We start from the raw sequence: 26,943 nt of genomic DNA on the forward strand, positions 1-26,943 counted from the left end.
CCCGCTCAGAGCGAAGACCCTTCAACGTCGAGCAGGAAGGTGGCTGCGCCACGGCGAGTCTCTCCGGACAAAAGTCGAGAGATGGTGACTACCGCTTCAACTTGACGTTGCTGCATGGAGGGTGGGAATTCGGCCAAGAGATGATGACGGCTCGTAAACGATTGCCCGGGCCACAGCCACTTCTTCGCCATCCCTGGAAAGTGGCGTTCCACTGACTTTGGGTCGACAAAGCCTTGACCATCCATGCGGCGCAATTGTTCGATCAACCCAGGGGCAAGCAAGCGGGCGAGCGCATGGGTGCCGATCGAAACGTAAGGCACCGGCAACCAAGACCGGTTGACGACCCGGACCATGCGGGTCATCGGTTCGCCTGCGATGGGCTCGACTCGGACCTTCAACGCTGCAAGTGGTTGAGGGTTCATCAAACGAGCCGTCACCTGCAGGTGCCCCAACGGATGGCGGTACTTCACCCGGCCGAGCATCCAGGCGCCTAAGCTCAAATCCGTCTCGTATTGCAGTAGTCGCAGCGCTAGCCACGCACCAGCCAAAACCATGGCCCAGCGATCACCCGTCCACGCGAATGCTGCGAGTGCCAGCGATGCAGCCAGAGGGCTGCTGAGCGCCCCCAAACCCGCGGCCACACGCGTGCCCGAAACTCTCGCCATTCCCGTGTACACGCGGTACGCCAGTAGAGAAGCGAATGCTTCCGTGGTCGTATCACCCACCGGGCGCCGCCCCAGTCGAAGGCCGCCGTTCCGGTTCCGGCTCGAAGCATGTAGGGATGCGCTTGGTAGTAGTCATGCAGCGCCGCGCCCAGCAGGCTTTCGATCGAGCCACGACTCATCGGTGCCGATTCAGGGACGCTCACCTCTCGAACGCACAGCGCAGGCGACCCTTCAGTCGGCCTTGTTCTGTCTCTGACCACGGACACTAAGTAGATTGCGTCACCGCGCACGAGGGCGAAACGCTGGCCGTCGCTCATGCCAATGCCCTCTATGTAGTAGAGCGCTGCCGGCAACTCCGAATCAACCATCCGTTGACGGAGGTACTCGATGACCCCGACGCGAGACGCCTGAATCCAGCTGACCAGTCTTCGGTGTTCCTCTGCCAGATGGGTCGGCCCGCTGTCAGGGACATCCTCATTTACGAATGGCATACGGCGAGAGATTGGGGAGCCGTTGTCTGGCGAGTAGGAGCGATGCGAACGGCAGGGCATCTAGCCACAAGGCGCGCGCCGCGTAGGAAACGAAGGCGATGGGCAGTGTAACGACGAGGCCGCGCGGGTTGAATCTCCTGATGGGCGTGGCTTCAGATCACGCAACGCATTTGAGCGCCCGCTTCAGACTGATGTCAGACACTCGGCCTGTAGTGGTGAATGTCAACCTCTACGGAGAGCGGTCCTTCACGGCATCTGCGGCCGGCCCCATCGCCCAGGGACAGGCGTGCCGACGGTGCTTGCTGACGCACGGGCCGGAACGTAGCGACCCGTATACTGATCAGACAACAAGCCTCTGACCCATGCCCCGAGCCGACCTCATCGTGAATCTGGTGCGCGCTGGAACGCAGGGGGATCAGCGCACCTTTCGGTCGACGGTCGAGGCCATCGCAGCCGAGGAGCGGGCCAAGCGACACACCCAGCTTGCCGACCGCCTGGAAGAAAATCTGCGTCAGCCAGCACCCAGCGCCAAAGCCGCCGAGGTGGTGCGTAGCTTCGACGGTGGTCACGGCGGCCTGCTCTACGAAGTGGAGCCGCGCCGCGGGTTGACCAGCATGTTCCTCGATATCGCTGTTGCCACGCCAGTGCGAGAGTTGGTCGAAGAGCAGCAGCGTGCCGAACTGCTTCGTTCCTATGGAGTCGAGCCTCGCCACCGCGTTCTGTTGGAGGGCCCGCCTGGCAACGGCAAGACGACACTTGCGGAAGGCATCGCTTTTGAGCTGATGGTGCCGCTCTTTGTTGTGCGCTACGAAGCTGTTGTCGGCAGCTTTCTCGGCGAAACCAGTGGGCGTCTGAAGCGGCTGTTCGACTTCGCGCGTACGCACCAATGCGTGTTGTTCTTCGACGAGTTTGACACGCTGGGCAAGGAACGGGGCGACACGCACGAGACAGGCGAGATCAAGCGCGTGGTGAGTTCATTGCTTCTGCAGATCGACTCACTTCCAAGCCACGTGGTCGTCGTGACTGCCACCAATCATGCGGAGTTGCTGGACAGGGCCGTGTGGAGGCGCTTCCAACTGCGGCTGAACCTGCCAGCTCCTACGCCAGCGCAGCGCGCAGCGTGGTTCGAACGATTCGAGGAGACGCTAGGCGTGCCGCTGGGCCTGTCTCCCAAGACTCTGGCGACCCGCCTGCCGGTGCAGACTTTTTCCGATCTGGAGCAGTTCTGCGAGGACGTGCATCGTCGATATGTGCTGGCCCTGCCCGGGGCAGACCTAAAGCGGATCTTGACCGAGCGCCTATCCCAGTGGAAAGAGCGCGTCGGCCCGACAGCTGCCGACAGGCCTTGATGCGTGGCGACGGGTCCAGCTGAGCAGTTCCCTCTCCTGATCTTCCCCGCGCCTTCTCAAGTGGTGCGCGACGGGGGGAACGGTTTCCCGCCGTCTGTCCACTATCCCGATCACGCGCGTCAGGGCCGACGACTGGGCGATCGGTTTGGACGCCTGCAAGCGGCCTTCGACGCACGACGCTTGGACCTGCGCGCCCGTGCGCAGAACGATGATCCGGACTTGGTGCTCGTGTTCGAGACCGTCGGATCCGTCGATGACTTCATCTCGACCGCGCAACGCGTGCCGGGGCTTGAGTGGTTGGCGGCGGTTGACGACGAGATCGCGCCCGACGAAGACTTCTACGACACGCGGGAGAGGGGAAAGCCGCTCGGCGGCAAGCTCTTTCTCGTCGGCAGCAACCGGGCCGCGCTCGATGAGGTGGTTCGCCTGTGGGGTCTGTACCGGGACGATCCGAATGCGAACCTAGGCCCGGGACTGAGCGCCTGGAAGGGCGTCTTTGCGCACCTGAAGGACGCGCGCTTCTGGAGTCCAGCCGATCGCCTGGGCCCGGACTCCGGGATGCCCTGCGTTTCCGAGTAGAGCATGGTGCCCCGTCGATCCGATTCGAGATTGAAGCTTGGCACTTTGCTGCAGCAGCTAGGAACACCGCAGCATCGGCGGAAATCCGCGAGCTTGTTGGGCAACTGGGCGGCGCGGTACTTCACGAGAGCCTGATCGGCGACATCGCGTATCACGGCTTCCTTGTCGATGTGCCAGCCTTGGGTGTGGGGCAGCTTCTCGATGGAGATGCACCACCGTTGCTGCACTCCGACCGCGTGATGTTCTTCCGTGCCCAGGGGCAGGCCGTTGTTCCCGTCGATGCAACTGCGGCGCGCTCGCCGACAAGGCCACCTCCCGCACAACGCACCAACGGAACTGCAGTGGTCGCCTTGCTCGACGGCCTGCCACTAGCGAACCATCCGATGCTGCAAGGCCGCGTTGAGATCGACGACCCAGACGGCTGGGGCGATAACTATCCGGCTGCAGAGCGAACCCACGGCACGGCGATGGCATCGCTGATCGCATTAGGTGACTTGGGTATGGCGGACGCGCCACTCGCCCGACCAATCTATGCGCGGCCCATCATGCATCCCGCCGGACCGAACGGTCAGCGCGTCGAACGCACACCAGAAGACCGCCTGCTGATCGACTTGGTCCATGTGGCCGTGCGGCGGATGTTCGAGGCGACTGCTGGGCGGCCCGCATCGGCACCCAACGTCCGCGTCATCAACCTCTCCGTGGGCGACCCCCATCGAGCGTTCGGTGGCGAGCTCTCGCCGTGGGCTCGTTTGCTCGACTGGCTTCAGCACAAGTACAACGTGCTCTTCGTGGTTAGCGCGGGCAATCGGGAGCATGGCGAGCTGCTGCTGGAAACCGCAGCGGGCAGCGTGTCCGCGATGCCACTAGAGCAACGGTCAAGGCTGGCGACGCAGGCTCTCTGCCGCGACGATATGCATCGCCGTATCCTGGCCCCGGCTGAATCGGTTAATGCCCTGACCGTCGGCGCCTGTCATTCGGACGGGTCCACGGTGACGCCGGTGCCCGGACGCTTCGTGCTGTTTGCGGAAGGAGGGTTGGCGCCCTATTCGGGCATCGGACCGGGGTTCCGGCGAGCGGTGAAGCCTGACATCCTGCTTCCAGGTGGCCGCGTCCTCTATCGAGAGGCTATCCAGTCACCGCCAGGTCAGACCAGAGTCCAGGCCATCGATGCGCTGCAGCCTCCAGGGCAGTTGGTGGCCGCGCCGCCAACAGTGCAAGGCGCCGCACTGCACACACGTGGCACCAGCAATGCCGCTGCGCTGGGAACGCGGTGGGCTGCACGAGCCCATGGAGTGCTCGAAACCCTCCGTGCCAGCTACCAGACCTTGGACGAGCGCTATGACGCGGTGTTGATCAAGGCGCTGCTCGCTCACGGTGCGCTCCTCGGCGACGTGCAGTCCCAGGTGCTGGCTGCAAGGCCCGATGTCGACGAATGGCAGGCACAGCGGCGGTTGGCAAGCCGCTACGGCGGACTAGGCGTTGCCGACGTCGAGAGGGCACTGACCTGCACAGCACAACGCGCGACCCTACTGGGTGTCGGTGCGCTGAAGAACGACAAAGCCTTGGCGTTCCGTGTGCCTTATCCGCCGGCTCTCCATGCGACCGTCGTAAAGCGCAAGATCACTGTGACGCTGGCCTGGATGACGCCGATCAATCCTCGACATTCGAAGTACCGCGTTGCGCGGCTCTGGGTCGATCTGCCCGAGGGGCCCTTGCGCGGCGATCGTGCTGAAGGCGAGTGGCGGCAGCTCCGTCAAGGGACGATTCATCACGAGGTCTTCGAGGAGTCTCGAGCAGCGGTCGTTCAGGAAGGTACGACCTTAGCCGTGCGCGTCAATTGCATGGCAGATGCCGGGCCCATCAAGGAGCCGGTTCGGTTCGCGCTTTGCGTTTCGCTGGAGGTTGCAGAAGGCGTGAATCTGCCGATCTATCAGCAAGTACGGGAACGGGTAGCGCCTCGAGTCGGTGTGCAACCGGGGGCCGCCGGTTGACGAGGGTCCGCGTTTAGCGCTCGCATTAAGAGCAGGGCGGCAGGCAGAACGGAGGCGAGTGGCACGATCGAACGGCCGCTTGATGACCGTTAGTGTCAGTTGACCCCACGGCCGGCACTGACCGCACCCGCTGCACACCAGCCGTCGACACAGATGCTGAGGCGGCCGCAACTATGGACCTCACACCAAGCCGCTAGAACAGCTCCGGTTGGGGCGGCGGCAGCGGTGCAGTCTTGATGCCTCGCGCCAGCGGCGCAGGCTCTCCCACAAGTGGGCCCATCCACTGCCTGAAGAACTTGGGCGCGTCGTCGATCGGGCAGCTGAGCCAGGCCATGTAGTCCTTCGGATCGAGGATGACCACCATGCGTTTCTCATCGCCCGGCTTGTGATAGTCCTGCATGAACGGGTGCCCGTCCGCATTCACCGTGAGCATGGTGAACGTGAAGAAGGACTTGTCGCCACGTGGTTCTTTCCAGCGCTGGTAAATGCCCGCAATGCCCAGCGGCACGTCACCCGGCCGGCTGATTCGATAGCGCACCGACTGGCCGGGCTTCTCGACGGTGCCAAAGTAGCGTGGCTCGTAGATCGCTTCTGCCGGGATGATGCAGCGCTGGGCTTTGCGCCACGCCGGCTTGAAGCTCTTCAACGTGGCCACGGTCTCGCTGCGCGCGTTGTACGTGCGTAGGCCGTACTTCACCTCCGTCGCGAAGGCCGGCAAGAGGCCGAACACACCTTCGTCTGCCACGAGCGCAGGCCGCCCGCTTTCCTGCCCCTCGACCTGCAATCGGATGAAGGGCGCCTCTCCGGTCGGGAACACATCCCGCTCGTGCAGATTCGCAGGAATCTCCACCCCAAAGAAGGAGAGCATGCGATCCATCCGCGTGACCGGGCGGTAGTTCGAGCACATCCAGAAACTCTAGCCGGTGCCCAGAAAGCCCGACCGGCTCGCGCGGTGAGCCAGGTCCGCGCCAAGATGGCGGCATGGGCAACCCGAACAAAGTTCGCTTGAGTGGACCGTGCAAGACGTGCAACGCCAACGGCGGGTTGTGGCACGCCGAGGTGGGGTCTGTGTACTGCCTCCGGCCGATGGACAGCCATCGCCACGTCATGCGCGGTGATCAAGCCCGCTGGAATCAGACCTGCTGGCAGCCGGTGACCCAGCCGCTCCCGTTGGAGGCGGTGATGGAGCTGGTGAGGCGCTGCTAGGGCCGCGGCACACAGGCTCCAGGCGAGCGTGATGTAGGTCCGGGCCTACCGCCGGTCGCGCCCGCCCCTGATGCCCGCGCCGCAGGGCCTCGGTTAGCGTCGGCACACCACTTCAGGAGCCACGCCATGCTGCTGCGCAAACTCATCATCTTCGCCATCACGTCGGGCCTCGCGAAGAAGGCTTTCAACCACTACCGTGCACGCAGGGCGGCGGCCAAGGTGCCCATCCGCCCCACACACACGACGCCGCGTTGAAAGCGGGCAGCGCAAGGTGCTCGCCTGGCTCGAATGGGGAGTGGTCGGCGTTGGCGCGCTGATGCTGGTGGCGACCGCGCTGCCGCTGCTGCGCCGAGACGACTGGTGGATCCGCGTCTTCGACTTTCCTCGGCTGCAGATCACCGTGCTCATCGGCGCGTCGTTCGCCGCGATCGTGTGGCTGCAGCATGGCATGGGCCGAGCCGACGGCGGTGCTGTCGCCAACCTGTTCCTCGCGCTCCTGGGCGCGGCCTTTGTCTACCAGTGCTACCGCATGCGGCCGTTCACGCGGCTGGCACGGCCCCAGGTTCAGAAGAGCCGCACGACCGACCCAGACACGCGGCTGAGCTTGCTGTTCTCCAACGTGCTCATGGACAACCGCGAGTCCGCGCGCTTGCGCGAACTGATCCGCGAAGCGGACCCAGACATCGTGCTCGCCGTCGAGGCCGATGACTGGTGGCAGGGCGAGCTGCGCGAACTCGAACGCACGCATCCGCACACGGTGCTGCAACCGCAGGCAAACACCTACGGCATGCTGCTGTACTCGCGCCTGCCGCTGCGCAACGCCGAGGTGAAGTTCCTGGTGCAGGACGACGTTCCGTCCGTTCACGCCTGTGTGCAGCTGCGCAACGGCGAGCGGGTCGAGTTGCGGTGCCTGCACCCCCGACCGCCCGCACCCGGCGAGAACGAGCGCTCGACCGAGCGCGATGCCGAGTTGCTCATCGTCGGCAAAGAGATCAAGCAGCGGCAGCGACCGGTGGTGGTGCTCGGCGACCTGAACGACGTGGCGTGGTCGCACACCAACGACCTGTTCAAGGACATCAGCGGCCTGCTCGACCCGCGGATTGGCCGCGGCTTCTTTCATACCTTCAACGCCAAGTGGCCGCTGGTGCGGTGGCCGCTCGACCACTGCTTTCACTCGACGCACTTCCGGCTGGTGGACTTCCGCCGCTTGCCGGCCTGCGGTTCCGACCACTTCCCGGTCTACATCTGTTTGAGCTATGAGCCAGAAGCCGTGCGCGAGCAGCCACACTTGCACGCCGATGCCGCCGAGCGGCAGGAGGCTGAACAGAAGGTTGCCGAAGTCTGGACTCACGCCCTGAAGGAGAAACTCATGGCCTTGCCCCACGCTCAACCTCTCGACGTGATCGGCGTCGCGCCACTCGGCGCGGCATTGCAAGGTTCCGTCAGCACCAGCCTGCTGAAGACCCGGCGGCTGCAGTTGCTGCATCTGGTGTTGCCGGCCCGGCGGGATCATCCGGAGCATCACGTCGACGACGAGTGCACGATCCACTGCCTCGAAGGCCATGTGGAAGTCCGCATGCCCGGTGGCACGCGTAGGCTCGGTCCCGGTCAACTGGTCGTGCTGCCCGCGCAGCAGAAGCACTCGCTCAGTGCCCGCGTCGATTCGGCGGTCCTGGTGACGCTGCTGCTGCGTGACGGCGATGCGGGCGACGGCGGCGGCGCCGGCAACCAGCGTCGCGCCGACTGAGCTTCGCGTGCGCCAGGTGTCGCTGCGGCTCAGTAGCGCTTCATCAGGTCCGGCGCGTGCTGCAACAGCTTCTGTTCCAAGCGCCGCACGACGTCGCTGTCGCAGCGATGGGCCGTCATCACGCTGCGCACCACCGCGTCGACCCGTCCTGGCGCCAGGTCGCCAAGGTGGAGGCGCCCCAGCGAGGAGACCAGTCCGTCCGTCAGCCGGTCGCCCGGGCTGACCCCATTCGTGCGTGCGAAGTCTCGATGAAGCGGCGGTTCACCGGAAACTGCCGGCGCGTATCGACCCGCCGCCGGCTGATCTCCAGGCCTCGGCCGTCGCGGGTGACGTCGTCGTACACCTCGCCGACCGTGACCGTCGGCGCATCGGGCTCCAGGCAGCTGGCGTAGAGGCTCGGGTAGTTGCCCAGGTAGCTGCGCAACACCTCGCGCACCAGCGTCACCGGCGCGCGGATCTGCAGCCGCGTGCCGTGGAAACGGTCCAGGCTTTGCACCGTGGCCAGGTCATCGTGGTACAGCGCGTTCAGGTAGTCGTGCATCCGGGTCGCGTCGCCAAACACCGGCTCGCCCGCGGGTTGCCCGGTGGCGGCCCTGATCTCGCGGAAGCGGCGGCGCTCGCAGGTCTCGAACAGGTCGTCGAACACTTTTTGCCCCGAGAGGTGGATGGCGATGTGCAGCTCCGTGAGTTCGTTGCTGCACAGCGTCTGCGCTTGCGCGTGCGGGCCTCGCTGACCGCTGAGGACGGCGCAGTAGGCGGTGTCCGGCCCGCCGACGCGGATGCCTGCGTTGGGGTTCTTGTCGGCCACAGCACGGCCCGTGCGGTCGTCGGGGTCGCCTTCGCGCCAGCGCTTCTTGCGTGTTTCGAGCTCGCACCAGGCGTCGCTGGCCACGGCCGGCTCCGCTGATGCGGCGGAGGAAGCCGCAGGGGGCTGGAGGGTCGCGGCGCAGTTCAGGATCGCGCGGGGCCAGGCCTGCTTGTCGGGCGTGAGGCCCCGGCGCTGCATCTCGTCGCGACACAACACCGCCACCTGCATCTGGCGGCCGTACGCGCCGGACCGCACGTCGTTCAGTTGGGCTTCGGCTGCCTGCTGCTGTGCCAGATGCCGGTCGCGAGAGGCCTCGGCATCGCGCTCGAGTTTCTCGCGATACTGCTGGGCCCAGCGCGCACGCTCCTCGGGCGTGCGCCCGATTTTTTCATTCGACTTCTGGCGGGCGCAGGCGAACACCTGGTTTTGCTGCGCCGGATTCACGGGTGCCTGAAAGCCCAGCTCGCGCATGCACTCGACCATCGACTCCTTGAGCAACGACGCCGGATCCATGGGCTGCGCACGCAGCGGCGTTGTCGCCAGCGCGGCCAAGCACCAAGAGGTGAGGACAAGGGCAGGTGCGCGCATGGGCTGTCTCCAGCGAAGGGGTGCCGGAATTGTGGCCGAGAGAGGGCGCCTTCAGGCCAGGAAGCCGCATGGCGCGGCGCGATCGTCGCGTCACTCGACCAGCTGCAACTCCCGCCCCCGCGCCACCGCACTCGTCCTGCTCGTCGCATCGAGCTTCATATACAGATTGCGCAGATGCCACTTGATGGTGTTGAGCGCCATCCCCGAGGCCCGGCTGATCGACTTGTTGCACAGCCCCTTCGACAGCAGCTGCAGCACCTCCAGCTCCCGGTCGGTCAGCGGCTCGCGTGCGGGCACTGCGGGCGCTGCAGCACCTGCCGCCTGATGCGCCTGCGGTGACACCGGTGCCTGCACCGCAAGCCCCAGCCACTGACGGAACGGCTTGGCCGGCAATGCGATCTCGAGCTTGCCGGCCGCAAACGCCGAGCGGATGAAGGTCGAGAACCGCGGCACGTCGTCGAACACCGCGCGTGAGTACCCGGCCTTGTGATCCTGCGTGAGGCTGCGCTTGAGCACCTCGTACGCCAGCTTGTCGCGCCCGGCGCTCCAGTGGCACACCGCCAGCGCGAAGTCGAGCGACATTCGCCGCGCGATGCGGCCTGCACCATCGGCACTGTCGCGGATCACCTGCAGCAGCGCCCGCGCGCGGTCGTGCTCGCCGCCCTGCATCGCCAGCAGCGCCGTTGCAAAGCCGCATCTCGCCCACGCCTCTTCGTAGCGCCGCGGCGCCGACCATTCGCCATGCCCTTCACGCTCGCGCAGGCCGAAGCCCGCGGCAGTGGTGTCGGCCAGCGCCACATCGTTCGACTCCAGCCCGAGGCGCACTTTCTCGTAGCAGATCTCGGCCAGGTAGCGCGGGTGGCCTACGTCGTCGAGCACGCTGTGCGCCACGTCGAGCAGCCCGATGGCTTCGTCGAAGCGGCCTTCCATGGCCTTCAGGCGCGCCAGCACCACGTGGGCCGCGCAATACACCCACGGCGTGGAGCACATCGCCACGTGGGGGATGAGCTCCAGCAGCAAGGCGCGGGCGCCGTCGAGGCGGCCACGCTCGTAGCGCGCGCAGGCGAGCGTGACGGCGGCGTTGACCCACGCGGGCGACTGCGGTGCGCTCTTGAGCGCGGCGTAGTTGCGCGCCGAGATGCGTGCGGCGCTGCGCAGGTTGCCCTGCTGGTACTCGGCGGCGCAGAGCAGCGTCTCGGTGTGGCTGGTGAGGTAGGGCGTCACGCAGCGCACGCCGATGTCTCGCGCACGCAGCGCCATGCGGCGTGCTTCGTCGAACTGGTTGCGGCCGAGCAGCGAGGTGGCCTGCGCGGCGATGAGGACGCCGGTGAAGAAGGGGTCGGGCATCTGGTCGCCTTCGAGGTAGCCCTCCACCGACTCCTGCTTGCCGAACACGTCGCCGCAGATCAGCCGGTGCAGCACGCGGAAGCGGTACTGCACCACCTCGTTGTGCTCACGCCCCGGGTGGTTGCGCGCGAGGTAGAGGATGCGCCGCGCCTCCACCAGCCGGTGCGCGAGCACGAGGCTCAGGATGTAGGCGCAGCAGATCTCGTCGCGGCTCACGATCTCGTCGGTGCTCAGGTGCGCAAGCCAGCGCATCACCACGAGCGGGTCGCCCTCTCTGATCCAGTCGACGGCGCAGGTGTCCATCGCCTCCACCAGCCAGGCGCGGTCGTTCGAGGCCAACGCGTGCTTGAGCGCTTCGTCCTTCAGGCCTTGTGCGAGAAACCAGCGGCTCGCCTTCTGGTGCAGCGAAGGAATGGCCTCAGGCTCTTCGCGCGCGAGCCGGTCGCGCGCGTAGCCGAGCAGCAGCGCATGCAGCCGGTACCACTGGCGCTGCTCGTCGAGCGGAATGAGGAAGAACTCCGACTGCTCTAGCCGGTCGAGCAGCGCGTAGCCGCCTTCGTCGCCGGTCAGCGCGTTGCACAGCGAGCCGTTGAGCCGGTCGACGATGGCGCAGCGCACCAGCAGGCGCTGCGTCTCGGCGGGCAGGTCCCTCAACAGCACTTCGTCGAAATAGCGCACCACGCTGCGGTGGGCGCCGTTGAAGCTGTCGGCCGTGGCCTGCGCACCCAGCGCACGGAACGCGAGCTTCGCGCCGGCGCACCAGCCTTCGGTGGTGGCCATCACGCTCGCGATCTCGGTCTCGGCCAGCGTGCGGCGGTGCAGGCTGTGGCCGAGGGTGGCGAGCTCCTGTGCGTTGAACGCGAGGTCGCGCGCGCCGAGCACCTCGCACTGGTCGCTCAGCTGCAGCTGGCTCACGCACAGGCCCGGCGCGCAGCGGCTCGCCACGATCCAGTGCACGTGGGCCGGCGAGTTGAGCACGAGGTATTCGACGGCGCGGATGACGCCCTGGCCATGGCCGTGTTCATGCAGCGCCTCGAAGCCGTCGACCACGATGCACAGGCCCTGCGGCGCGCGGTCGAGCGTGTCGAGCAGCATCGCGACGCCCAGCGAGTCGGCGGTGGGCAGCGCGTCGGGCAGCGTCACGCCGGCCGCCTGCAACGCCGCATGCAGGTAGGTGAAAACGCGAGCCTGCCGGACGATGAGCGCATCGAGCGACAGCCACGCCACCTGCCGCTCGGCGCGCACGCTGTCGTGCCACTGCGAGAGCGACGTGGTCTTTCCCGAGCCGGCCGGTGCCACCACGGCGAGCAGGCGTGCGCGGGACGCGGCGTCGATGCGCGCCACCAGCGTATCGCGGCGCACGGCCGAGGCCGGCAGGAGCATGGGGCGCAGCTTGGCGGCGCACACGGGCTGGCCTGTCGACAACTCTGCCGCCTGTTGGGTCAACGCTCGCACCTCGTCCTTGTCCGCCCGATCGCGGTTCGCCGCGAAATCTAGGCGTCACTCCGGGCAACGCCTATTAGGTGGAGCCCCGAGGTGTCGGCGGGTGGCGGCCCACCCTTTTGAACGTTGATCCGCGTGGCCCTCGGGCGATACCGTCCGCGCCTTTGTTGCAGCCAGCTAGAGGAGACAAGGCATGAGTGCTCAAAAAAGGTTCAGAGGATTCGGCGGCTTGCGATCGCGCCTCGCGGCGATGCTCGCAGCGCCGCTGGTGCTGCTTGGCGCCGTGCAGGCCCAGGCCGCGATCACGTTCGACAGCGGCCCGGTGCGGCCGGTCGCGATGTCGCCCGACGGGCGCAAGCTCTTCGCCGTCAACACGCCCAACAACACGCTGGAGGTCTTCAACGTCGGCACGACGGGCAGCCTGAGCCTGGCGGCACGCATTCCCGTCGGCCTGGAGCCGGTGGCGGTGGCCGCGCGCAACAACGACGAGGTCTGGGTGGTGAACCACCTCTCCGACAGCGTCAGCGTGGTCACGCTCGCCGGCGTGCCGCGTGTCACGCGCACGCTGCTGGTGGGCGACGAGCCGCGCGACATCGTCTTCGCCGCCAACGGCCGCGCCTTCATCACCACGGCCCACCGCGGGCAGCACCGCACCGATTCGTCGATCTCCGGCGTGCCCGGTGCCGGTGACCCGCAGCTCACCACGCCCGGCGTCGGCCGTGCCGACGTGTGGGTGTTCGACTCGGCCTCGCTCGGCAGCACCTTCGGCGGCACGCCGCTCCGGATCATGACCTTCTTCTCCGACACGCCGCGTGCGCTGGCGCTGAGCCCCGACAGGAACACGGTCTACGTGGCCGCGTTCAAGTCGGGCAACCAGACGACGGTGGTGCCGGCCGACTACCTGTGCGCCGATTTCGCCACCACGCCCTGCGTGCGCAAGGGCATCACGGTGCCGGGCGGCCAGCTCGGCCCGGCCACCAACTACGAAGGCCACCGCGCGCCCGAGGTGGGCCTGATCGTCAAGTTCGACAACAGCCGCCGCCGCTGGCTCGACGCCGCCGGTCGCGACTGGACGGCCGCGGTCGGCTTCAACATGCCCGACCTCGACGTCTTCTCGGTCGACGCCAACGCGCTCACCCAGCGCAGCGCCATCCCGCACGTGGGCACGACGCTCTTCAACATGGTGACCAACCCGGTGACCGGCAAACTTTACGTGTCGAACACCGAGGCGATGAACCACCTGCGCTTCGAAGGCTCGGGCGCCTTCGGTGGCAGCACGGTGCAGGGCCAGATCGCCAAGACCCGCATCACGGTCGTCAACGGCACCACGGCCACGCCGCGCCACCTCAACAAGCACATCGACTACAGCAAGCTCGCGGGCCAGGCCGGCTTCGACCCGACGGCCAAGGACCACAGCCTCTCGACCCCGCTCGACATGGTGGTGAGCCGCGACGGCCGCACGCTCTACGTGGCCGCCTTCGGCTCCAGCAAGATCGGCGTCTTCGACACCGCCACGCTCGAAGCCGACACCTTCAACCCGCGCACCCAGAGCGCGCGCTACATCACGGTGAGCGGCGGCGGCCCGAGCGGCCTGGTGCTCGACGAGACGCGCAACCGCCTCTACGTCACCACCCGCTTCGACAACGCGGTGAAGGTGATCGACCTCGCCACCAACCGCGAGATCGCGGCGACGAGCATGCCCAACCCCGAGCCGTCGGACGTGATCACCGGGCGCCCGATGCTCTACGACGCCAACCGCACCAGCGGCAACGGCGAATCGGCCTGCGCCGCCTGCCACACCTTCGGCGGCAAGGACGAGTTGGCCTGGGACCTGGGCGACCCGAACGGCAAGGTCGAGAAGAACCCGATCCCGATCAACCTCAACCCCGAGATCGGCATCGTCACCTTCAAGATCGCCCACCTCAACGGCACCAAGGTGGCGGATGACTTCCACCCGATGAAGGGCCCGATGACCACGCAGACGCTGCAGGGCCTCACCAATTCGGGCGCGATGCACTGGCGCGGTGACCGCTCCAACGGCTTCTTCGGCGTCGACGGCTACATCGGCTCGGCCGACAACAACATGAAGCGCGCCGCCTACGGCGACAACGAGGTGCTCAACTTCCGCAACTTCATCGTCGCGCTCGGCGGCCTGCTCGGCAAACCCACGCCGACCAGCGGCCCGACGCCGGAAGACGTGAGCATCATGGACCGCTTCACCGCCTTCCAGCTGCAGGTGCAGCTGCCGCCGAACCCGGTGCGTGCGTTGAACAACTCGCTCAACGCCTCGCAGCAGCGCGGCCGCGACATCTACTTCGGCCCGCGCAACCTCGATGGGTCCATCCGCCCCTTCGACGGCCTGCCCGGCCTGCAGCCGCTGGCCGACCTTCGCGGCACCGGCCGTGCGTCGTTCACCTGCGAGGGCTGCCACAAGATCGATTCGGCCAACGGTCGCTTCGGCACGCAGGGCGAGTCGAACTTCGAAGGCGAGACGCAGATCTTCAAGGTGCCGCACCTGCGCGACCTGTACACCAAGGTCGGCATGTTCGGCACCAAGGACCTGAACACGGTGCGCATCCCCGGTGCGCCGTTCCAGGGCGATCAGATCCGCGGCTTCGGCTACATCCACGACGGGTCGATGGACACGCTGTTCCGCTTCCTGAACCTCTTCCAGTTCAACGACCCGCTGATCCAGTTCGACCGCATGCACCGCGGCACCTCGTCGGAGCTCACCGCTTTCGCGTTGATGTCGACGAGCTTCTTCCAGATGGGCTTCCCCGTCGACAACCACCGGGCGCAATCGATGCAGCGCGACGTGGAGCAGTTCCTGCTCGCGATCGACACCGACCTCGCACCCATCGTCGGCCAGCAGGTGACCTACAGCCGCTCCACAGTGCTGAGCGCCGGGGCGCGGGCCGACCTGCTGAAGGCGCGCGCGGCGGCGAACTTCACGTCGAAGATCCTCGGCGGCACGGTGAAGGAGTGCGACCTGGTGGCGCGTGCGGTGTCCAACGGCCAGCCGGTGAGCTACCTGTACCGGCCGGCCTCGGGCAACTTCGCAAACGCCTCGGGCGCCGTCGTCTCCGACACCACGCTGCGCATGAACGCGATCGCGGCCGGCACCGAGGTGACCTACACCTGTGCGGTGCCGGGCACCGGCGTGCAGCTGGCGTTCGGCACCTGATCTCCAGGAGCTGAAGGCACACAGATGCGCTCCTGATTCACTGACCTCAACCCCCTCGCGGCGGTCGGGCCTGCTGGGCCCGCCGCCGCATTTTTTTTCATTGGGTCATCCGCCATGCAGTACTCGGACGTCGACGCCTCGCGGCTTCTCTTCGGCTTCACCGCGGCCTACCACTTCCTCTTCGTGCCCTTGACCATCGGGCTCGCCGCGCTGATGGCCGCCTTCGAGGGCTGGTCGCTCGTGACGGGCCGGCCGGCGCTGCGCCGCGTGGCGCGCTTTCTCTCGTGGCCTTTCGTCATCAACTTCGTCTGCGGTGTGCTGACGGGCTACCCGCTGCGCTCGCAGATCGAGCTGCACTGGGCCGGCTATGCGCATGTGGTGCAGGGCATCGTCGGGCCGGTGTTCGCCTTCGAAGGCCAGGTGGCGCCGTTTCTCTTCACGCTGGTGGCGGTGGTGGCGCTGGGCTGGCATCTCAAGCCGGTGTGGCACTTCCTCGCAAGCACGGCGCTCGCGGGGGTGCTGGTGGTGCAGTCGACCGCCATCCTGATGATCAACGCATGGATGCAGTGGCCTGAGGGTGCGGAGTTCGTCGACGGCCAGGCGCGCATCGGCTCGGTGCTCGACCTCGCGAGTCACCCGCTGGTGGTGCCCAAGGTGCTGCACACCATCGCGGGCGCGTGGGTGCTGGCGGGCATGGTCGTGGTGGCGATCTGTGCGTGGTTCCAACTGCGGCAGCGCCACGCTGACGAGGCGCGCGCCGGCTTGAAGGGCGCGGCGGTGTTCGGCCTGGTCGCGCTCGTGGTCACGGCGCTCGCGGGGCACTGGAGCGGCGAGCGGCTGGTGAGCTACCAGCCGATGAAGTTCGCCGCGATCGAAGCGCTGTGGGAGACGGACGGGCACAGCGCCGATTTCCTCGTTGCCGCGCTGCCCGACACCGTGGCGCAGCGCAACCGCTTCGAGTGGGCGGTGCCGGGCGCGCTCGGCTGGGTGGTCGACACGCGCGAGACGCCGTTGCAGGGTTTGAAGGCGCTTGCGCAGGCGTCCGGTGCGGGCCTGCCCAACGTGGGCCTGGTGTTCTGGTCGTTCCGCGCGATGCTCGCGGCCTGGGGGCTGATGACGGTGCTGGTGCTGCTCGTGATCTGGTGCGCGCCCGAGCCACATCGCCCCACCGGCCGTGCGCTGCTGTGGGCCTGCGTGGCGGCGCTGCCGCTGCCGTGGATCGCGATCGAGGCCGGCTGGATCGTCTGCGAGTCGGGCCGGCAGCCCTGGGTCATCACCGGCGTGCTGACCACCGCACAGGCCGCCGGCAAGGTGCCGGCCGCCGAGGCCCTGCTGCACCTGCTGCTGGCGGTGGAGCTGGGGGCGGTGATGCTGTGGGTCAACGTCAAGCTGCACCTGGCGCACCTGCGGCGGGGCTTGTCGGGCCTGCAGGAGGCGCCCTCGGGCCTGGCCGCGGCCTCTGGACGAAGGTCACATCGGGCCGTCCTAGGGGGCTGAAAGTCGGGGAGGCACCCCGTGGCAGCGCTAAGCTGCGCGCAGACCAGGAGTGCCCCATGACATTGCGTTCAAGCATCCCGCCGCTGGCCCTTCTCGTGGCCTGTGCGCTCGCCCAGGCCCAGAGCAAGGCGCCGGCACCGTGCCCCGACGATTCACGCCGCGACGACTGCGCCGCCGCCGAAGAGCAGGACCGGCGCGTGCGCAACAACGATGCGGCCGCGCCGCAGGTCGTCGGCGATGCCCCGCTCGACCCCGCCGGTGGCCCCGGAGGGCCGGCGCCTTCGCTGCGCTTCGAGCGCGGCCCGCTGAAGGTGCGCAACTTCGGCGTGAGCCTCGCGGTCGACCGTGTGCTCTCGCCGCAGTGGGTGCTGGGCGGCATCGTCAACGTGTCGAAAGGCAAGCTGCAGCGCGACCAGACCGAGTTCGATTCGACCAACGGCCTGCCGCCGAACGTCATCCGCACCAGCACCACGGTCGACACGCGCAGCACCTCGCTGGCCGCGTCGCTCAGCTACTTCACGCGCGATGCGATCGCGATCGACGGTGCCTTCTCCATCATGCGCACGCAGCTGGAGACGCGCCGCATCAGCAACGACACCGACCAGTTCACCGGCGAGAACGTCAGCAACGCCTGGGGCCTGTGGCTGAGCACGAGCCGCATCTGGCGCTTCGGGCCGCGTGCCTTCGTGCCGCAGGCCGGGCTCGAATTCACCGACAGCCGCACCAAGCCGCTGGCGGCCATCTACCAAGACCTCTCCGACCCGCTGAATGGCGACAACGGCACCGTCGGCTTCACCGTGGGCGAGCAGAAGCAGCGTGTGCTGGCGAGCGTGATCAGCGCGCAGCTGCAGCAGCCGATCAGCATAAGCGTCGGCACGCTCACACCCTACGGCCGGGTGACCTGGCGGCAGCGCCTGTGGCGCGATGCCGACCCCGTCATCGGCGCCAACTCCAACGGCCTCACGCGCGAACTCGACCCCGACAGCGCCGAGAGCCGCAGCTCGATCGGCCTCGCGGCCGGCGTGGTCGTGCAGTTCACGCGCGGCATCAGCAGCTTCGTCGACGTGTCGCACCGGCGTGGGTCGAACGACCTGCAGGAGACGCGCGTCGGCCTCGGCCTCAAGTTCGAGATCTGAGGATGCTTCGCCGGCTGTTGACGCTGAGCGCGCTGGCCCTCGCGGCGTGTGCGGGCGGGCCGGCGCCCCTGCCTGCCAACCTGAGCGAAGAGCAGCTGATGATCGTCGACTGCCTGCTGCCGGGGCAGGTGCGGCAGCTGGGCAACTTCGCCACCTCGCTTTCGGCGCGTCGGCCGCAGAAGCTGCCGGCGTATGAATGCGCGCAGGCCGGCGGCGAGTTCGCACTCGCCACGCGCGACCCCGCCCGCGCGCTCGCGATCTGGCTGCCGTTTGCCCAGCAGGGCAACGCCGAAGCGCAGACGCAGGTGGGCGAGATGTACGAGCGCGGCATCGGCGCCGTGGCCGACCCGGCCACTGCCGCCACCTGGTACGCCAAGGCGGTGGCGCAGGGCGACAGCCGCGCAATGATCAACCTCGCTTCGCTGCACGAGCGGGGCTTGGGCGTGAAGCGCGACCCGGTGCTCGCGGCGCGGCTCTTCCGCCAGGCGAGCGGGCAGGGCGGCGAGCCGGGGCGCATCACCATCCACGTGGTCGACCCGGTGGTGGTGGTGCCCACGCCGGGGGCCGACGGGGCCGCACCGCTGGTGCCGCTGGGCGGCCAGGGCGAGCGGCGCGAGATCCGCGGCAAGGTGAGCAGCGATGCCGGCGTGCGCCAGCTGATGTTCAACAACAAGCCGCTGGCCGTCGATTCGCAAGGGCTCTTCCGCACCGAGATCGAGGTGCCACCCGGTGGCACCGAGGCGCGCTTCACCGCCACCGACCGGCAGGGCGGCCAGGCCACGCTCAACTTTCGCGCCGTGCCGCGCGGCGCCACGGCGCCGCCCACGAAGCTCAACCACGGCCTGCCCAACACGCGCTACCACGCGCTGCTGATCGCCAACCAGGCCTACCGCCACTGGCCCAAGCTCAACAACCCGGTCAACGACGCGCAGGATTTGAAGCGCATGCTGGAGCAGCGCTACGGCTTCGAGGTCACGCTGATCAGCGACGTGTCGCGCCGCGAGACCTTCGCCGCCTTCAACGCGCTGCGCACGAAGGTGAAGCCCGAGGACAACCTGCTCGTCTTCTACGCCGGCCACGGCGACATCGAAGAGACCACGCAGCGCGGCTACTGGGTGCCGGTCGACGGCGAGAAAGACAACCGCAGCAACTGGATCTCGGTGGTCGACGTCACCGACCAGATCAACGCACTCGGCGTGCGCCAGGTGCTGGTGATTGCCGACTCGTGCTACTCGGGCACGATGGCGCGCACCGCGCTGCCGGTGGCCGATGCCGACCTGGTGGGCGAGCGGCACTGGGATGCGCTGCGTGCGATCTCGCAGCTGCGGGCGCGGGTGGCGATGACTTCGGGCGGGCTGGAGCCGGTGGTCGATGGCGGGGCGGGGCGCAATTCGCTCTTTGCCGGCAGCCTGCTCGATGTGCTCGACGCGGTGCGCGAGCCGATCGAGACACGGCGCCTGTTCGACTCGGTGGCCGCCCGCTTCAGCCTGCGCGCGCAGCGCCTGCGCGTTCAGCAGAAGCCGCAGTACGCGCCGATCCGCTTTGCGGGCCACGAGGCGGGCGATTTCATCTTCGTGCCCAAGCGCTGACGCGGTTCAGCGCATGAAGCTCTCGACGTCGTCGGGCGAGGCGTCGTAGTCGCGCACCAGGCGCACTTCGCCGTAGCTCTGGATCTGCCCGTTGCGGCCATAGGGCGTGGCGGCGGTGAACTCGGCCGAGCGACGCTTGATGCGGTATTCGAGCCGCCATTCGCGCGACAGCCGCTGCGAGATGCCGAAGGTCGACATCCACACGCCGCGCTTGAGTTCGATCTCGGGCCGGGGGCCGTAGGTGCGGCCTTCGATCAGGTAGTTGGAGGCCACGGCGGCCATCTGGAATTGCGCGAAGAAGGTGCTGCGCCGCAATGCGCCGGCCGCGAAGTGGTTGTGGCGGTTGTGGAAGTCGACCGCGAAGAAGTCGCCTTCGTCGGGGGCACCGAAGACGCGGGTCTTCTCGCCCGCCACGAAGGTGATGCCGGCGGCCACCAGGTTCTTGATCGTGCCCACGGTGGCGCGGCCGTGCAGGTGCACCGAACCCCAGCGCGGCAGGATGCCGCGGTCGTAGAAGCGCTGCGTGTGAGTGTAGGTGCCCTGCAGCGCCACGCGCGGGCGCAGCTGGTAGGCCCAGCCATTGGGCAGGCCGTCGTCGATCAGCCGGTGAATGCCCGACTGGATCTCGTCGCCTCCGGCCGCCGGGCCGACCAGGCCCACGCGGATCTCGAGCGCGCGGTGGTGCTCGTCCTGGTAGGCGAAGCTGCCCAGGCCGTAGGACAGCAGCGCCGCATAGGGCCGATCATGGATCTGCGGCGTGCTCGGGTCCACGTCGTTGGGCGTGTAGATGTTGTGGCCGATGAATTCGGCCGCGGTGGGGGTATGTCCGTTTTGCGCGACCACGCCGAACCAGTCGCGCCCGATCTCGCGTACCAGCTCGAGCGGACGGTGCAGCGCGCGGCCCTGCCGGTAGCTGTGCGCGTAGTGGATGCCGTTGGTGTACCAGCGGTCGGTGCTGGTGGTGGCGCGGCCGAAGAAGTCGTTTTCCAGCGCGAACGCCCAGCCTTGCAGATGGCCCTCGGGCGCCTGCGCCGCGGCCGGCAGCGCCGCGCCCGCGATGGCCCCCCACACCAAGCCTTTGCAGATCCACGTACGCATGTCGGTTTCTCCCCGTTTGGCAACCCGCGACCATATCGCGCCGCGAATGGGGTCGGCCTCCCGAAGACGAGCGATGCGCAATGCGTTGTCTTGCGTTGTGTTGTATAGATGCGGGGTCGCGACTTGCCGATCCCGCCATGCCCACGCTTGCCAAACCCACCCGCCGCCGCGTTGTCGCGGCCCTCGCCTGCGGCGTCTTCATGCCCACGCTCGCGCTGGCAGCGCCGTATGCCGGGCCGCTCTTCGATGCGCACCTGCACTACAACGTGGAGGCCGTCGAGCTGCATCCCATTCCTGACGTGCTCGGCCGCATGCAGCGCAGCGGTGTGCGCGCGATCATCGCCAACAGCCGCCCGAACGACGGCACCAAGGTGCTGGCCGCCGCACGCGAGGCGACCAAGAAGGCGGGTGTGACGGTCGTGCCCTTCGTGCGCCTCTACCGCAACCGTGCCGACTACAACGGCTGGCCGCACGACCCGAGCATCGTCGAGATGGTGATGCGCGAGCTGGCCGCCGGCACCGAGGCCGGGCCGTACCGGGGGCTCGGTGAGTTCCACCTTTACGACAGTGCCAACGCCGACGGCCCGACGGCCAGGCGCCTGATGCAGCTCGCGCAGGAGCGCAACCTGGTGGTGCTCGCGCATGTCGACGACGTGGCGGTCGAGAAGCTCTTCGCCCATGCGCCCAAGGCGCGGATGATCTGGGCGCACACCGGCATCGGCGGCGTGGCGGTCGAGCGGGTGCGCGCGCTGCTCGACAAGTACCCGACGCTCTACGGCGAGCTGTCGTACCGACCGGGGCTGACGGTGGACGATGGCAAGCTGAGTGCCGCGTGGAAGGCGCTGCTGACCGAGAAGCCCGATCGTTTCTTCGTCGGCTCCGACACCTGGACCAACGGCCGCTGGCCCGACTACGAAAACCTCATGCGCGAGGCCCGCGCGTGGCTCGGCGACCTGCCGCCCGCCGCGGCGCGGCGCATCGCGTGGGAGAACGGCGCGGCGATGTTCGGGCTCACCGCCCCCTGAGCTCGATCAGGCCCCGAGGCGGCGGAACTCGCGCTGTTTCATCGCGAGGTACTCGTTGCGCTCGACTTCGTGCAGCTGGCGCGCGTACTGCTCGGTGGCATTGAACCAGCGCTCCAGCCGCTCCTTGCGCTGCTGCGGCGCGGGTGCGGAGAGCGATGCGAGATAGGCCTCGATCGCAAGGTAGTAGCGCATGGTGTTGCGCTCGATCGCGCCGCGCATGCCGCCGATGTAGGCGTCGCCGGTGCGGGTGAAGCCGACCTTGCTGGCGCCGGCGGTCGCGAAGTAGCCCTGCATCGCGAGCTTGGCCGCCATGCCCATGCCGTACGAATAGCCGAGGTGCAGGTAGGTGCGCTGGCCGCCGTCGAGCGGGATGGCCTGCAGCCGGATGCGGAAGTCGCGGGTGGAGAAGGGGCCGCTGTCGGCGCTGAGCAGCAGGGCCATGTGCTCGTCGCTGCTCGCCTGCGGCTGCACGGTGAAAGCCACGCGGTAGGCCTCGTCGAGCGGCTGGTCGTTCTTGCGGCCGATGTGCACGACCAGCTCGCGGCCGTTGACGACGCACTGCTTGGTGTTGACCTGCAGCATGAGGATTTCGCACAGCGCGCCCGGCTGCTGCAGGTGCTCGCGCGCCAGGGCATACGGTTGCGGCATGACCGCGTCGACGCTGCCGCTCAGCGCGTTGCCCGCCTCGCTGCTTTGCACCACCAGGGGCCGCTTGAACGGGCTGCGTTCGATCTGCGTTGCAAGCTGGGCATGGCGCTCGCGCAGGGCATGGGCCGACTCGGGGCCCGCGTGGGCCAGCGCGGCGCTGGTGGCGAGCACCGCCACCAGAAAGACCCGGCTGAGCAGGAACGTCGATTGCAAGGGCTGCGCAAAAAGTGCCAAGCGGGTCTCCCGGTACTGCTGAGGATCGGGTTTGGAGGGGCCCGATCCGGCTCAGTTCCCCCTTTTTCGGCCGGGGGACGTGAATTGCTGCCGCTGCAGTAGGCTCGCTGTTTCACGTTCACGAATGGAGATGGGTGTCATGGGCAGCAGACTGCAGGGCAAGGTGGCGGTGATCACGGGGGCGACCAGCGGCATCGGCGAGGCAACGGCGCGCAAGTTCGCCGCCGAAGGCGCCTCGGTGGTGATCGCCGGGCGCAGCGTGGAGCGCGGCGAGGCGCTGGCCCGGGAGCTGGGCGCCAACGTGCTCTTCAAGGCCACCGACGTCATGCACGAGGCCGACATCGCCGCGCTGGTCGACGCGGCCGTGCAGCGCTTCGGCCGGCTCGATTGCATGTTCAACAACGCCGGCGGCAACACCCCCGGCACGCTCGATGACGTGACCGAGCAGCAGGTCGACTACGCGATGAAGCTGCTCTACGGCAGCGCGCTCTTCGGCATCAAGCACGCCGCGCGCGTGATGAGGCCCCAAGGCGGCGGCAGCATCATCAACAACTCCAGCATCGCCGCGCACCGGCTCGCGCAGGGCGCGATGCTCTATTCGTGCGCCAAGGCGGCGGTGAGCCACCTCACGCGGCTGATGGGCGTGCAGCTGGGCCCCGACAACATCCGCGTCAACTCGATCTCGCCCGGCGCCATCGCCACGCCGATCTTCTGGGGTGGTGCGGCAACCGCCACCGACGAGGTGAACGCGAAGCGCCTGGCCAAGCTGCAGCAGAACCTGGCGCATGCCACGCCCACGCCGCGCTCGGGCCTGGCCGACGACATTGCGAACGCGGCGCTTTTCCTCGCCAGCGACGAAGGCAGCTTCGTCAACTGCCACGACCTGGTGGTCGATGGCGGGCGCATCTGGCAGTTCAACGAGCGGCCGCGCGAGGCGGCGGCGGGCTGATGTCGGACGACGAATCGCAGATCGAGGTCCCGCCCTCGTTCATCGCGCTCTTCGTGCCCGAAGGGCGCATCAAGCCGACGGCGCCCTTGCGCGAGATCCGCGAGCGCTACGAGTACTGCGAGGACCTCGCCAACATGCTCACGGAGACGGCGAGCACGCAGCTCTGGCAGCTGGGCATCACCGAGTCGGATGTGCTGGAGCGCATCGGCCGGGGCCTGCAGGGCGGCGAGGCCGGGCCTGCGGGTGTCAGCGAGCGCGAAGCGCAGTGGGTGCTGCGCCGCCTGGCCGAACTGCTGGGCTGGAGCGTGCCCTAGCGGCCTCACATCGCGAGGTCGAAGCTCAGTTCCTTCTGCTCGCCGGTGGGGCTGCCGGCCATGCGGCCGCGGCCCTCGGCCTTGGCCTTGTAGAGCGCGGTATCGGCGCGCAGCAGCAGGTCGTCCATCGTGTGGTCGTCGGGCTGGCGCACCGCGATGCCGGCGCTGTAGTCGATGGCCTCGGCGCCGGTCTCCTGGGCCATCGTGACAAGCCATTTGCGCAGGCGCTCGTCGAAGCGCAGCGCGTCGCCGGCGGTGGCACGCGAGAGCAGCACGCAGAACTCTTCACCGCCGTAGCGGCACACCAGGTCGCCGCCGCGGGTGCAGGCGCGCAGGCCTTGCGAGACGGTCTGCAGCGCCGCGTCGCCCGCCGCGTGGCCGTGCTGGTCGTTGATGCGCTTGAAGTGGTCGATGTCGAGCATGAAGAGCGTGAGCGTCTCCTCGTAGCGCCTGGCATGCGCCAGCAGGGTGTGGGCACGTTCGAGAAAGGCTTGCCGATTCAGCAGGCCGGTGAGGCCGTCGGTCTGTGCCTGCCGGCGCAGCTCGCGCTCGGCTTCTTCGCGCCAGGCGGCGAGGAGACCCAGCGTGCACAGCGACAGCGCCACGTGGTTGAGGAAGACCGCGGCCACGTTGACCGGGTGGGTGGCGCGGTAGAACGGGTAGGCGTCGGTGAAGAAGGCGCCGAGCGCGCCGCGCCAGAGCGTGACGACCGTGAGCGCCGCGAAGCTCGCCAGCACCAGGCCGCGCCAGCGCCGGCCGATGTGCGGCGCCGGCCACGCGAGCGCCACGCAGATGAGCAGCATCTGCAGCGCGAAGAAGGCGTTCGAGAGCCCTACGCGCAGCGGGTAGCTCGGGTAGGCCCATGCGTAGACGATCGGCATGGCCGCCACCAGTCCCCACATCAGCCGCCGCCCCGGCCGCGGGCCGACCCAGTGCTGCAACGCCGACCACAGCAGCGCGAAGCTCAGCGCCAGGAGCCCGAGCGACACCGACGTGAGGGCCCGGTCGTGCACTTTCGGGGCGATCAGGAAGACCGCCCAGCTCACGCCCTGGGTCACCATGCTGGCCTGGAACAGGCGGGCAGCGCCGCTCACCCGCCAGCCCATCAGCAGGGGCAACGCCACGGCAGTGGCCAACACGTTGGCCAGAAGCACCACGAGGATGGTTTGGATGTCGAGATTCATGCCGTGCAGCGCTACATTCTGGCCCCCCGCGCGGGGGATGCGCCGGAGGCCCTGTGCGCAAGTTGGAATCCGCCGGTCTGGCGAGACAACCCCCTCCTGCTATCGTGCCGCCCATGCCACGCTTTGCCGCGAACCTGAGCTTCCTGTACGGGGAGTACGCGTTTCTCGATCGCTTCGCCGCCGCGCGGGCCGATGGGTTCGGGGCCGTCGAATACCTCTTTCCCTACGAGCACGATGCGCAGGTGCTGGCGGCGCAGTTGCAGGCGCATGGGCTGCAGCAGGTGCTCTTCAACGCGCCGCCCGGCGACTGGGCGGCGGGCGACCGTGGCATCGCGTGCGTGCCGGGGCGCGAGGCCGAGTTCAGGCGTGCGATCGACCAGGCGCTCGACTACGCCGCCGCCTTGCAGTGCCCGCGTGTGCACGTGCTGGCGGGGCTGGTGCCGGCCGGGGCCGATCGTGCGCCGCTGCAGGCGCTCTACACCCGCAACCTCGCCTGGGCCGCGCAGCGTGCGGCCGATGCGGGCGTGAACCTCCTCATCGAGCCGATCAACCGGCGCGACATGCCGGGCTACTTTCTCAACCGGCAGGACGACGCGCACGCGATCGTCGGCGAGGTGGGAGCGCCCAACCTGCAGGTGCAGATGGACCTGTACCACTGCCAGGTCGTCGAGGGCGACCTCGCCGCCAAGCTGCGCCAGTACCTGCCGACCGGCCGTGTGGGCCACTTGCAGATCGCCGGTGTGCCCGACCGGGGCCAGCCCGACGTGGGTGAGGTGCACTACCCGTATCTCTTCGAGCTGATCGACTCGCTCGGCTACGCCGGCCACATCGGCTGCGAGTACCGGCCGCGCGGCGATACCCGCGCCGGGCTCGGCTGGCTCAGATCTTTGTTGCCTGCACGTTCGTGACACCGGCCGCCACGTGACCCGAGGGCACGTGGGGCAGGGCGTTCTCGATGTGGCCGGTCTGGTCGTCGAAGAAGAAATCGGGCTCGAACTCGCGCAGGAAGGCGCCCTTGGGCAGGCCGCCGAGGAACATGGCCTCGTCGATGTCGATGTCCCACTCCATCAGCGTGCGGATGGCGCGCTCGTGCGCTGGCGCGCTGCGCGCGGTGACGAGCGCGGTGCGCAGGCGCATGGCGGCCGATTCCTGGTTTTGCAGCGTCTTCAAGGCTTCGAGCAGCGGCTTGAAGGGGCCGGCGGCGAGCGGCAGCTCGGCACGGTCGCGCTCGTGGGCCTGGAAGGCGTCGAGCCCGGCCTGCTGGAAGACACGCTCCGATTCGTCGGAGAAGAGCACCGCGTCACCGTCGAAGGCGATGCGCACCTCGTTGGGATGGGCGTCCGACGCCCGCGCCGAGTGTGGGTAGACACGCGCCGCCGGCACGCCGGCGCCGAGGGCCGAGCGCACATCGGCTTCGTTCGTCGAGAGGAAAAGGTGCGCGTTCAGCGGCTTGAGGTAGCGCCAGGGCGACTCGCCGCGGGTGAACACGCCGCGCTGGATCGGCAGGCCGTAGTGCTTGGCAGAGCGGAAGACGCGCATGCCCGAGACCGGGTCGTTGCGCGAGAGGATCACCACCTCGACCGCAGGCGACTTGGCGTTGAAGGCCAGCAGCTTGTGCACCAGCGAAAACGCCACGCCCGGCTTGGCCGGCACGCCGACACGTTCGAGCTGCAGCTGCATGTAGGCGCGGTCGTCCTGGGCTTCGAAGAGGCGGTTCTCTTCCTCGAAGTCGAACAGGGCACGCGAGGAGATGGCCACGACCAGCTGGCCGGCGAGGGTGACGGGCATGCGCGGGATCATAAGTTCACGCTGCTGAAACAAACGAAACATGGCCGCCACCGCCATGAAATGCGCGCGACACGGGCGCTTGC

Annotated in this window: 21 protein-coding genes; 13 read left to right on the plus strand and 8 right to left on the minus strand. The window is 68.0% G+C overall.

What is annotated here, in order from left to right; genetic code table 11:
- Positions 1 to 5: 5 nt before the first annotated feature.
- On the minus strand, positions 6 to 677 hold the full coding sequence (locus LRS03_RS22490) for a hypothetical protein (RefSeq protein WP_257828373.1): 672 nt from the start codon (positions 675 to 677) through the stop codon (positions 6 to 8).
- A gap of 841 nt (positions 678 to 1,518) precedes the next feature.
- On the opposite strand from LRS03_RS22490, the gene LRS03_RS22495 reads away from it, so the two are divergent.
- The 3 genes from LRS03_RS22495 to LRS03_RS22505 all read left to right on the plus strand — a co-directional run bounded on the left by LRS03_RS22495 (position 1,519) and on the right by LRS03_RS22505 (position 5,075).
- Positions 1,519 to 2,505, plus strand: coding sequence for an AAA family ATPase (locus tag LRS03_RS22495; RefSeq protein ID WP_257828374.1), 987 nt, complete (start codon positions 1,519 to 1,521; stop codon positions 2,503 to 2,505).
- A 180-nt stretch (positions 2,506 to 2,685) separates the two neighbouring features.
- Positions 2,686 to 3,084, plus strand: a complete 399-nt coding sequence (locus LRS03_RS22500) for a hypothetical protein (RefSeq protein ID WP_257828375.1) — start codon at positions 2,686 to 2,688, stop codon at positions 3,082 to 3,084.
- A gap of 218 nt (positions 3,085 to 3,302) precedes the next feature.
- Positions 3,303 to 5,075 carry a S8 family peptidase gene (locus tag LRS03_RS22505; RefSeq protein ID WP_257828376.1) on the plus strand — a complete coding sequence of 591 codons (1,773 nt, stop codon included), beginning with the start codon at positions 3,303 to 3,305 and terminating at the stop codon, positions 5,073 to 5,075.
- Positions 5,076 to 5,268: 193 nt separating this feature from the next.
- Here LRS03_RS22505 and LRS03_RS22510 read toward each other — a convergent pair whose 3' ends face one another.
- Positions 5,269 to 5,982: an SOS response-associated peptidase gene (locus LRS03_RS22510; protein ID WP_257828377.1), complete on the minus strand. Its 714-nt coding sequence runs from the start codon at positions 5,980 to 5,982 to the stop codon at positions 5,269 to 5,271.
- 425 nt (positions 5,983 to 6,407) lie between these two features.
- Here LRS03_RS22510 and LRS03_RS22515 point away from each other — a divergent pair, with 425 nt between their 5' ends.
- On the plus strand, positions 6,408 to 6,536 hold the full coding sequence (locus tag LRS03_RS22515) for a hypothetical protein (RefSeq protein ID WP_257828378.1): 129 nt from the start codon (positions 6,408 to 6,410) through the stop codon (positions 6,534 to 6,536).
- A 16-nt stretch (positions 6,537 to 6,552) separates the two neighbouring features.
- Positions 6,553 to 8,028 (plus strand): endonuclease/exonuclease/phosphatase family protein, encoded by a 1,476-nt coding sequence (locus tag LRS03_RS22520; RefSeq protein ID WP_257828379.1) that lies wholly within the window; start codon positions 6,553 to 6,555, stop codon positions 8,026 to 8,028.
- Between the two features lie 202 nt (positions 8,029 to 8,230).
- Here LRS03_RS22520 and LRS03_RS22525 read toward each other — a convergent pair whose 3' ends face one another.
- Both LRS03_RS22525 and LRS03_RS22530 read right to left on the minus strand, forming a co-directional pair.
- Positions 8,231 to 9,424 (minus strand): hypothetical protein, encoded by a 1,194-nt coding sequence (locus LRS03_RS22525; RefSeq protein WP_257828380.1) that lies wholly within the window; start codon positions 9,422 to 9,424, stop codon positions 8,231 to 8,233.
- Between the two features lie 90 nt (positions 9,425 to 9,514).
- Positions 9,515 to 12,178, minus strand: a complete 2,664-nt coding sequence (locus LRS03_RS22530) for a winged helix-turn-helix domain-containing protein (RefSeq protein ID WP_257828381.1) — start codon at positions 12,176 to 12,178, stop codon at positions 9,515 to 9,517.
- A gap of 229 nt (positions 12,179 to 12,407) precedes the next feature.
- On the opposite strand from LRS03_RS22530, the gene LRS03_RS22535 reads away from it, so the two are divergent.
- The 4 genes from LRS03_RS22535 to LRS03_RS22550 all read left to right on the plus strand — a co-directional run bounded on the left by LRS03_RS22535 (position 12,408) and on the right by LRS03_RS22550 (position 19,620).
- A complete protein-coding gene (locus tag LRS03_RS22535; RefSeq protein WP_257828382.1) occupies positions 12,408 to 15,398 on the plus strand; it encodes a YncE family protein in 2,991 nt (996 codons plus the stop codon).
- A gap of 114 nt (positions 15,399 to 15,512) precedes the next feature.
- Positions 15,513 to 16,895, plus strand: a complete 1,383-nt coding sequence (locus LRS03_RS22540; RefSeq protein ID WP_257828383.1) for a cytochrome ubiquinol oxidase subunit I — start codon at positions 15,513 to 15,515, stop codon at positions 16,893 to 16,895.
- A gap of 56 nt (positions 16,896 to 16,951) precedes the next feature.
- The gene (locus LRS03_RS22545) at positions 16,952 to 18,031 is read left to right on the plus strand and encodes an autotransporter outer membrane beta-barrel domain-containing protein (protein WP_257828384.1); all 1,080 of its coding nucleotides are present in this window, start codon (positions 16,952 to 16,954) and stop codon (positions 18,029 to 18,031) included.
- Between the two features lie 2 nt (positions 18,032 to 18,033).
- A complete protein-coding gene (locus LRS03_RS22550) occupies positions 18,034 to 19,620 on the plus strand; it encodes a caspase family protein (RefSeq protein WP_257828385.1) in 1,587 nt (528 codons plus the stop codon).
- Between the two features lie 6 nt (positions 19,621 to 19,626).
- Here LRS03_RS22550 and LRS03_RS22555 read toward each other — a convergent pair whose 3' ends face one another.
- Positions 19,627 to 20,718, minus strand: coding sequence for a lipid A deacylase LpxR family protein (locus LRS03_RS22555; RefSeq protein WP_257828386.1), 1,092 nt, complete (start codon positions 20,716 to 20,718; stop codon positions 19,627 to 19,629).
- Between the two features lie 200 nt (positions 20,719 to 20,918).
- Between LRS03_RS22555 and LRS03_RS22560 the strand changes: the two genes are divergently transcribed.
- Positions 20,919 to 21,743 carry an amidohydrolase family protein gene (locus LRS03_RS22560; protein ID WP_257829645.1) on the plus strand — a complete coding sequence of 275 codons (825 nt, stop codon included), beginning with the start codon at positions 20,919 to 20,921 and terminating at the stop codon, positions 21,741 to 21,743.
- Positions 21,744 to 21,749: 6 nt separating this feature from the next.
- On the opposite strand, the gene LRS03_RS22565 is transcribed toward LRS03_RS22560, so the two are convergent.
- Entirely contained in the window at positions 21,750 to 22,625 is an 876-nt protein-coding gene (locus LRS03_RS22565) for a hypothetical protein (protein ID WP_257828387.1), read from the minus strand.
- 139 nt (positions 22,626 to 22,764) lie between these two features.
- Between LRS03_RS22565 and LRS03_RS22570 the strand changes: the two genes are divergently transcribed.
- Both LRS03_RS22570 and LRS03_RS22575 read left to right on the plus strand, forming a co-directional pair.
- Positions 22,765 to 23,574, plus strand: coding sequence for an SDR family NAD(P)-dependent oxidoreductase (locus LRS03_RS22570; RefSeq protein WP_257828388.1), 810 nt, complete (start codon positions 22,765 to 22,767; stop codon positions 23,572 to 23,574).
- Entirely contained in the window at positions 23,574 to 23,888 is a 315-nt protein-coding gene (locus LRS03_RS22575) for an ATPase with chaperone activity (RefSeq protein WP_257828389.1), read from the plus strand. Before LRS03_RS22570 ends, LRS03_RS22575 begins: the two co-directional genes overlap by 1 nt.
- A 5-nt stretch (positions 23,889 to 23,893) precedes the next feature.
- On the opposite strand, the gene LRS03_RS22580 is transcribed toward LRS03_RS22575, so the two are convergent.
- The gene (locus LRS03_RS22580) at positions 23,894 to 25,072 is read right to left on the minus strand and encodes a GGDEF domain-containing protein (RefSeq protein WP_257828390.1); all 1,179 of its coding nucleotides are present in this window, start codon (positions 25,070 to 25,072) and stop codon (positions 23,894 to 23,896) included.
- Between the two features lie 113 nt (positions 25,073 to 25,185).
- Here LRS03_RS22580 and otnI point away from each other — a divergent pair, with 113 nt between their 5' ends.
- Positions 25,186 to 25,980: a 2-oxo-tetronate isomerase gene (otnI, locus tag LRS03_RS22585; RefSeq protein ID WP_257828391.1), complete on the plus strand. Its 795-nt coding sequence runs from the start codon at positions 25,186 to 25,188 to the stop codon at positions 25,978 to 25,980.
- Here the strand turns inward: otnI and LRS03_RS22590 are convergent.
- Positions 25,952 to 26,860 (minus strand): 5'-nucleotidase, encoded by a 909-nt coding sequence (locus LRS03_RS22590; protein WP_257828392.1) that lies wholly within the window; start codon positions 26,858 to 26,860, stop codon positions 25,952 to 25,954. The two genes, otnI and LRS03_RS22590, sit on opposite strands and share 29 nt — an antisense overlap.
- Positions 26,861 to 26,943: the final 83 nt, after the last annotated feature.

The organism is Rhizobacter sp. J219 (assembly GCF_024700055.1).
Lineage (GTDB): Bacteria > Pseudomonadota > Gammaproteobacteria > Burkholderiales > Burkholderiaceae_C > Rhizobacter.

Excerpts from the sequence above, each read along its gene's own strand:
- LRS03_RS22495 (WP_257828374.1), top strand. The coding sequence starts at position 1,519 with ATGCCCCGAGCCGACCTCATCGTGAATCTGGTGCGCGCTGGAACGCAG.
- LRS03_RS22510 (WP_257828377.1), bottom strand. The coding sequence starts at position 5,982 with ATGTGCTCGAACTACCGCCCGGTCACGCGGATGGATCGCATGCTCTCC.
- LRS03_RS22515 (WP_257828378.1), top strand. The coding sequence starts at position 6,408 with ATGCTGCTGCGCAAACTCATCATCTTCGCCATCACGTCGGGCCTCGCG.
- LRS03_RS22525 (WP_257828380.1), bottom strand. The coding sequence starts at position 9,424 with ATGCGCGCACCTGCCCTTGTCCTCACCTCTTGGTGCTTGGCCGCGCTG.
- LRS03_RS22535 (WP_257828382.1), top strand. The coding sequence starts at position 12,408 with ATGAGTGCTCAAAAAAGGTTCAGAGGATTCGGCGGCTTGCGATCGCGC.
- LRS03_RS22540 (WP_257828383.1), top strand. The coding sequence starts at position 15,513 with ATGCAGTACTCGGACGTCGACGCCTCGCGGCTTCTCTTCGGCTTCACC.
- LRS03_RS22545 (WP_257828384.1), top strand. The coding sequence starts at position 16,952 with ATGACATTGCGTTCAAGCATCCCGCCGCTGGCCCTTCTCGTGGCCTGT.
- LRS03_RS22550 (WP_257828385.1), top strand. The coding sequence starts at position 18,034 with ATGCTTCGCCGGCTGTTGACGCTGAGCGCGCTGGCCCTCGCGGCGTGT.
- LRS03_RS22555 (WP_257828386.1), bottom strand. The coding sequence starts at position 20,718 with ATGCGTACGTGGATCTGCAAAGGCTTGGTGTGGGGGGCCATCGCGGGC.
- LRS03_RS22560 (WP_257829645.1), top strand. The coding sequence starts at position 20,919 with ATGCCCACGCTCGCGCTGGCAGCGCCGTATGCCGGGCCGCTCTTCGAT.
- LRS03_RS22570 (WP_257828388.1), top strand. The coding sequence starts at position 22,765 with ATGGGCAGCAGACTGCAGGGCAAGGTGGCGGTGATCACGGGGGCGACC.
- LRS03_RS22575 (WP_257828389.1), top strand. The coding sequence starts at position 23,574 with ATGTCGGACGACGAATCGCAGATCGAGGTCCCGCCCTCGTTCATCGCG.
- LRS03_RS22580 (WP_257828390.1), bottom strand. The coding sequence starts at position 25,072 with ATGAATCTCGACATCCAAACCATCCTCGTGGTGCTTCTGGCCAACGTG.
- otnI (WP_257828391.1), top strand. The coding sequence starts at position 25,186 with ATGCCACGCTTTGCCGCGAACCTGAGCTTCCTGTACGGGGAGTACGCG.
- LRS03_RS22590 (WP_257828392.1), bottom strand. The coding sequence starts at position 26,860 with ATGCCCGTCACCCTCGCCGGCCAGCTGGTCGTGGCCATCTCCTCGCGT.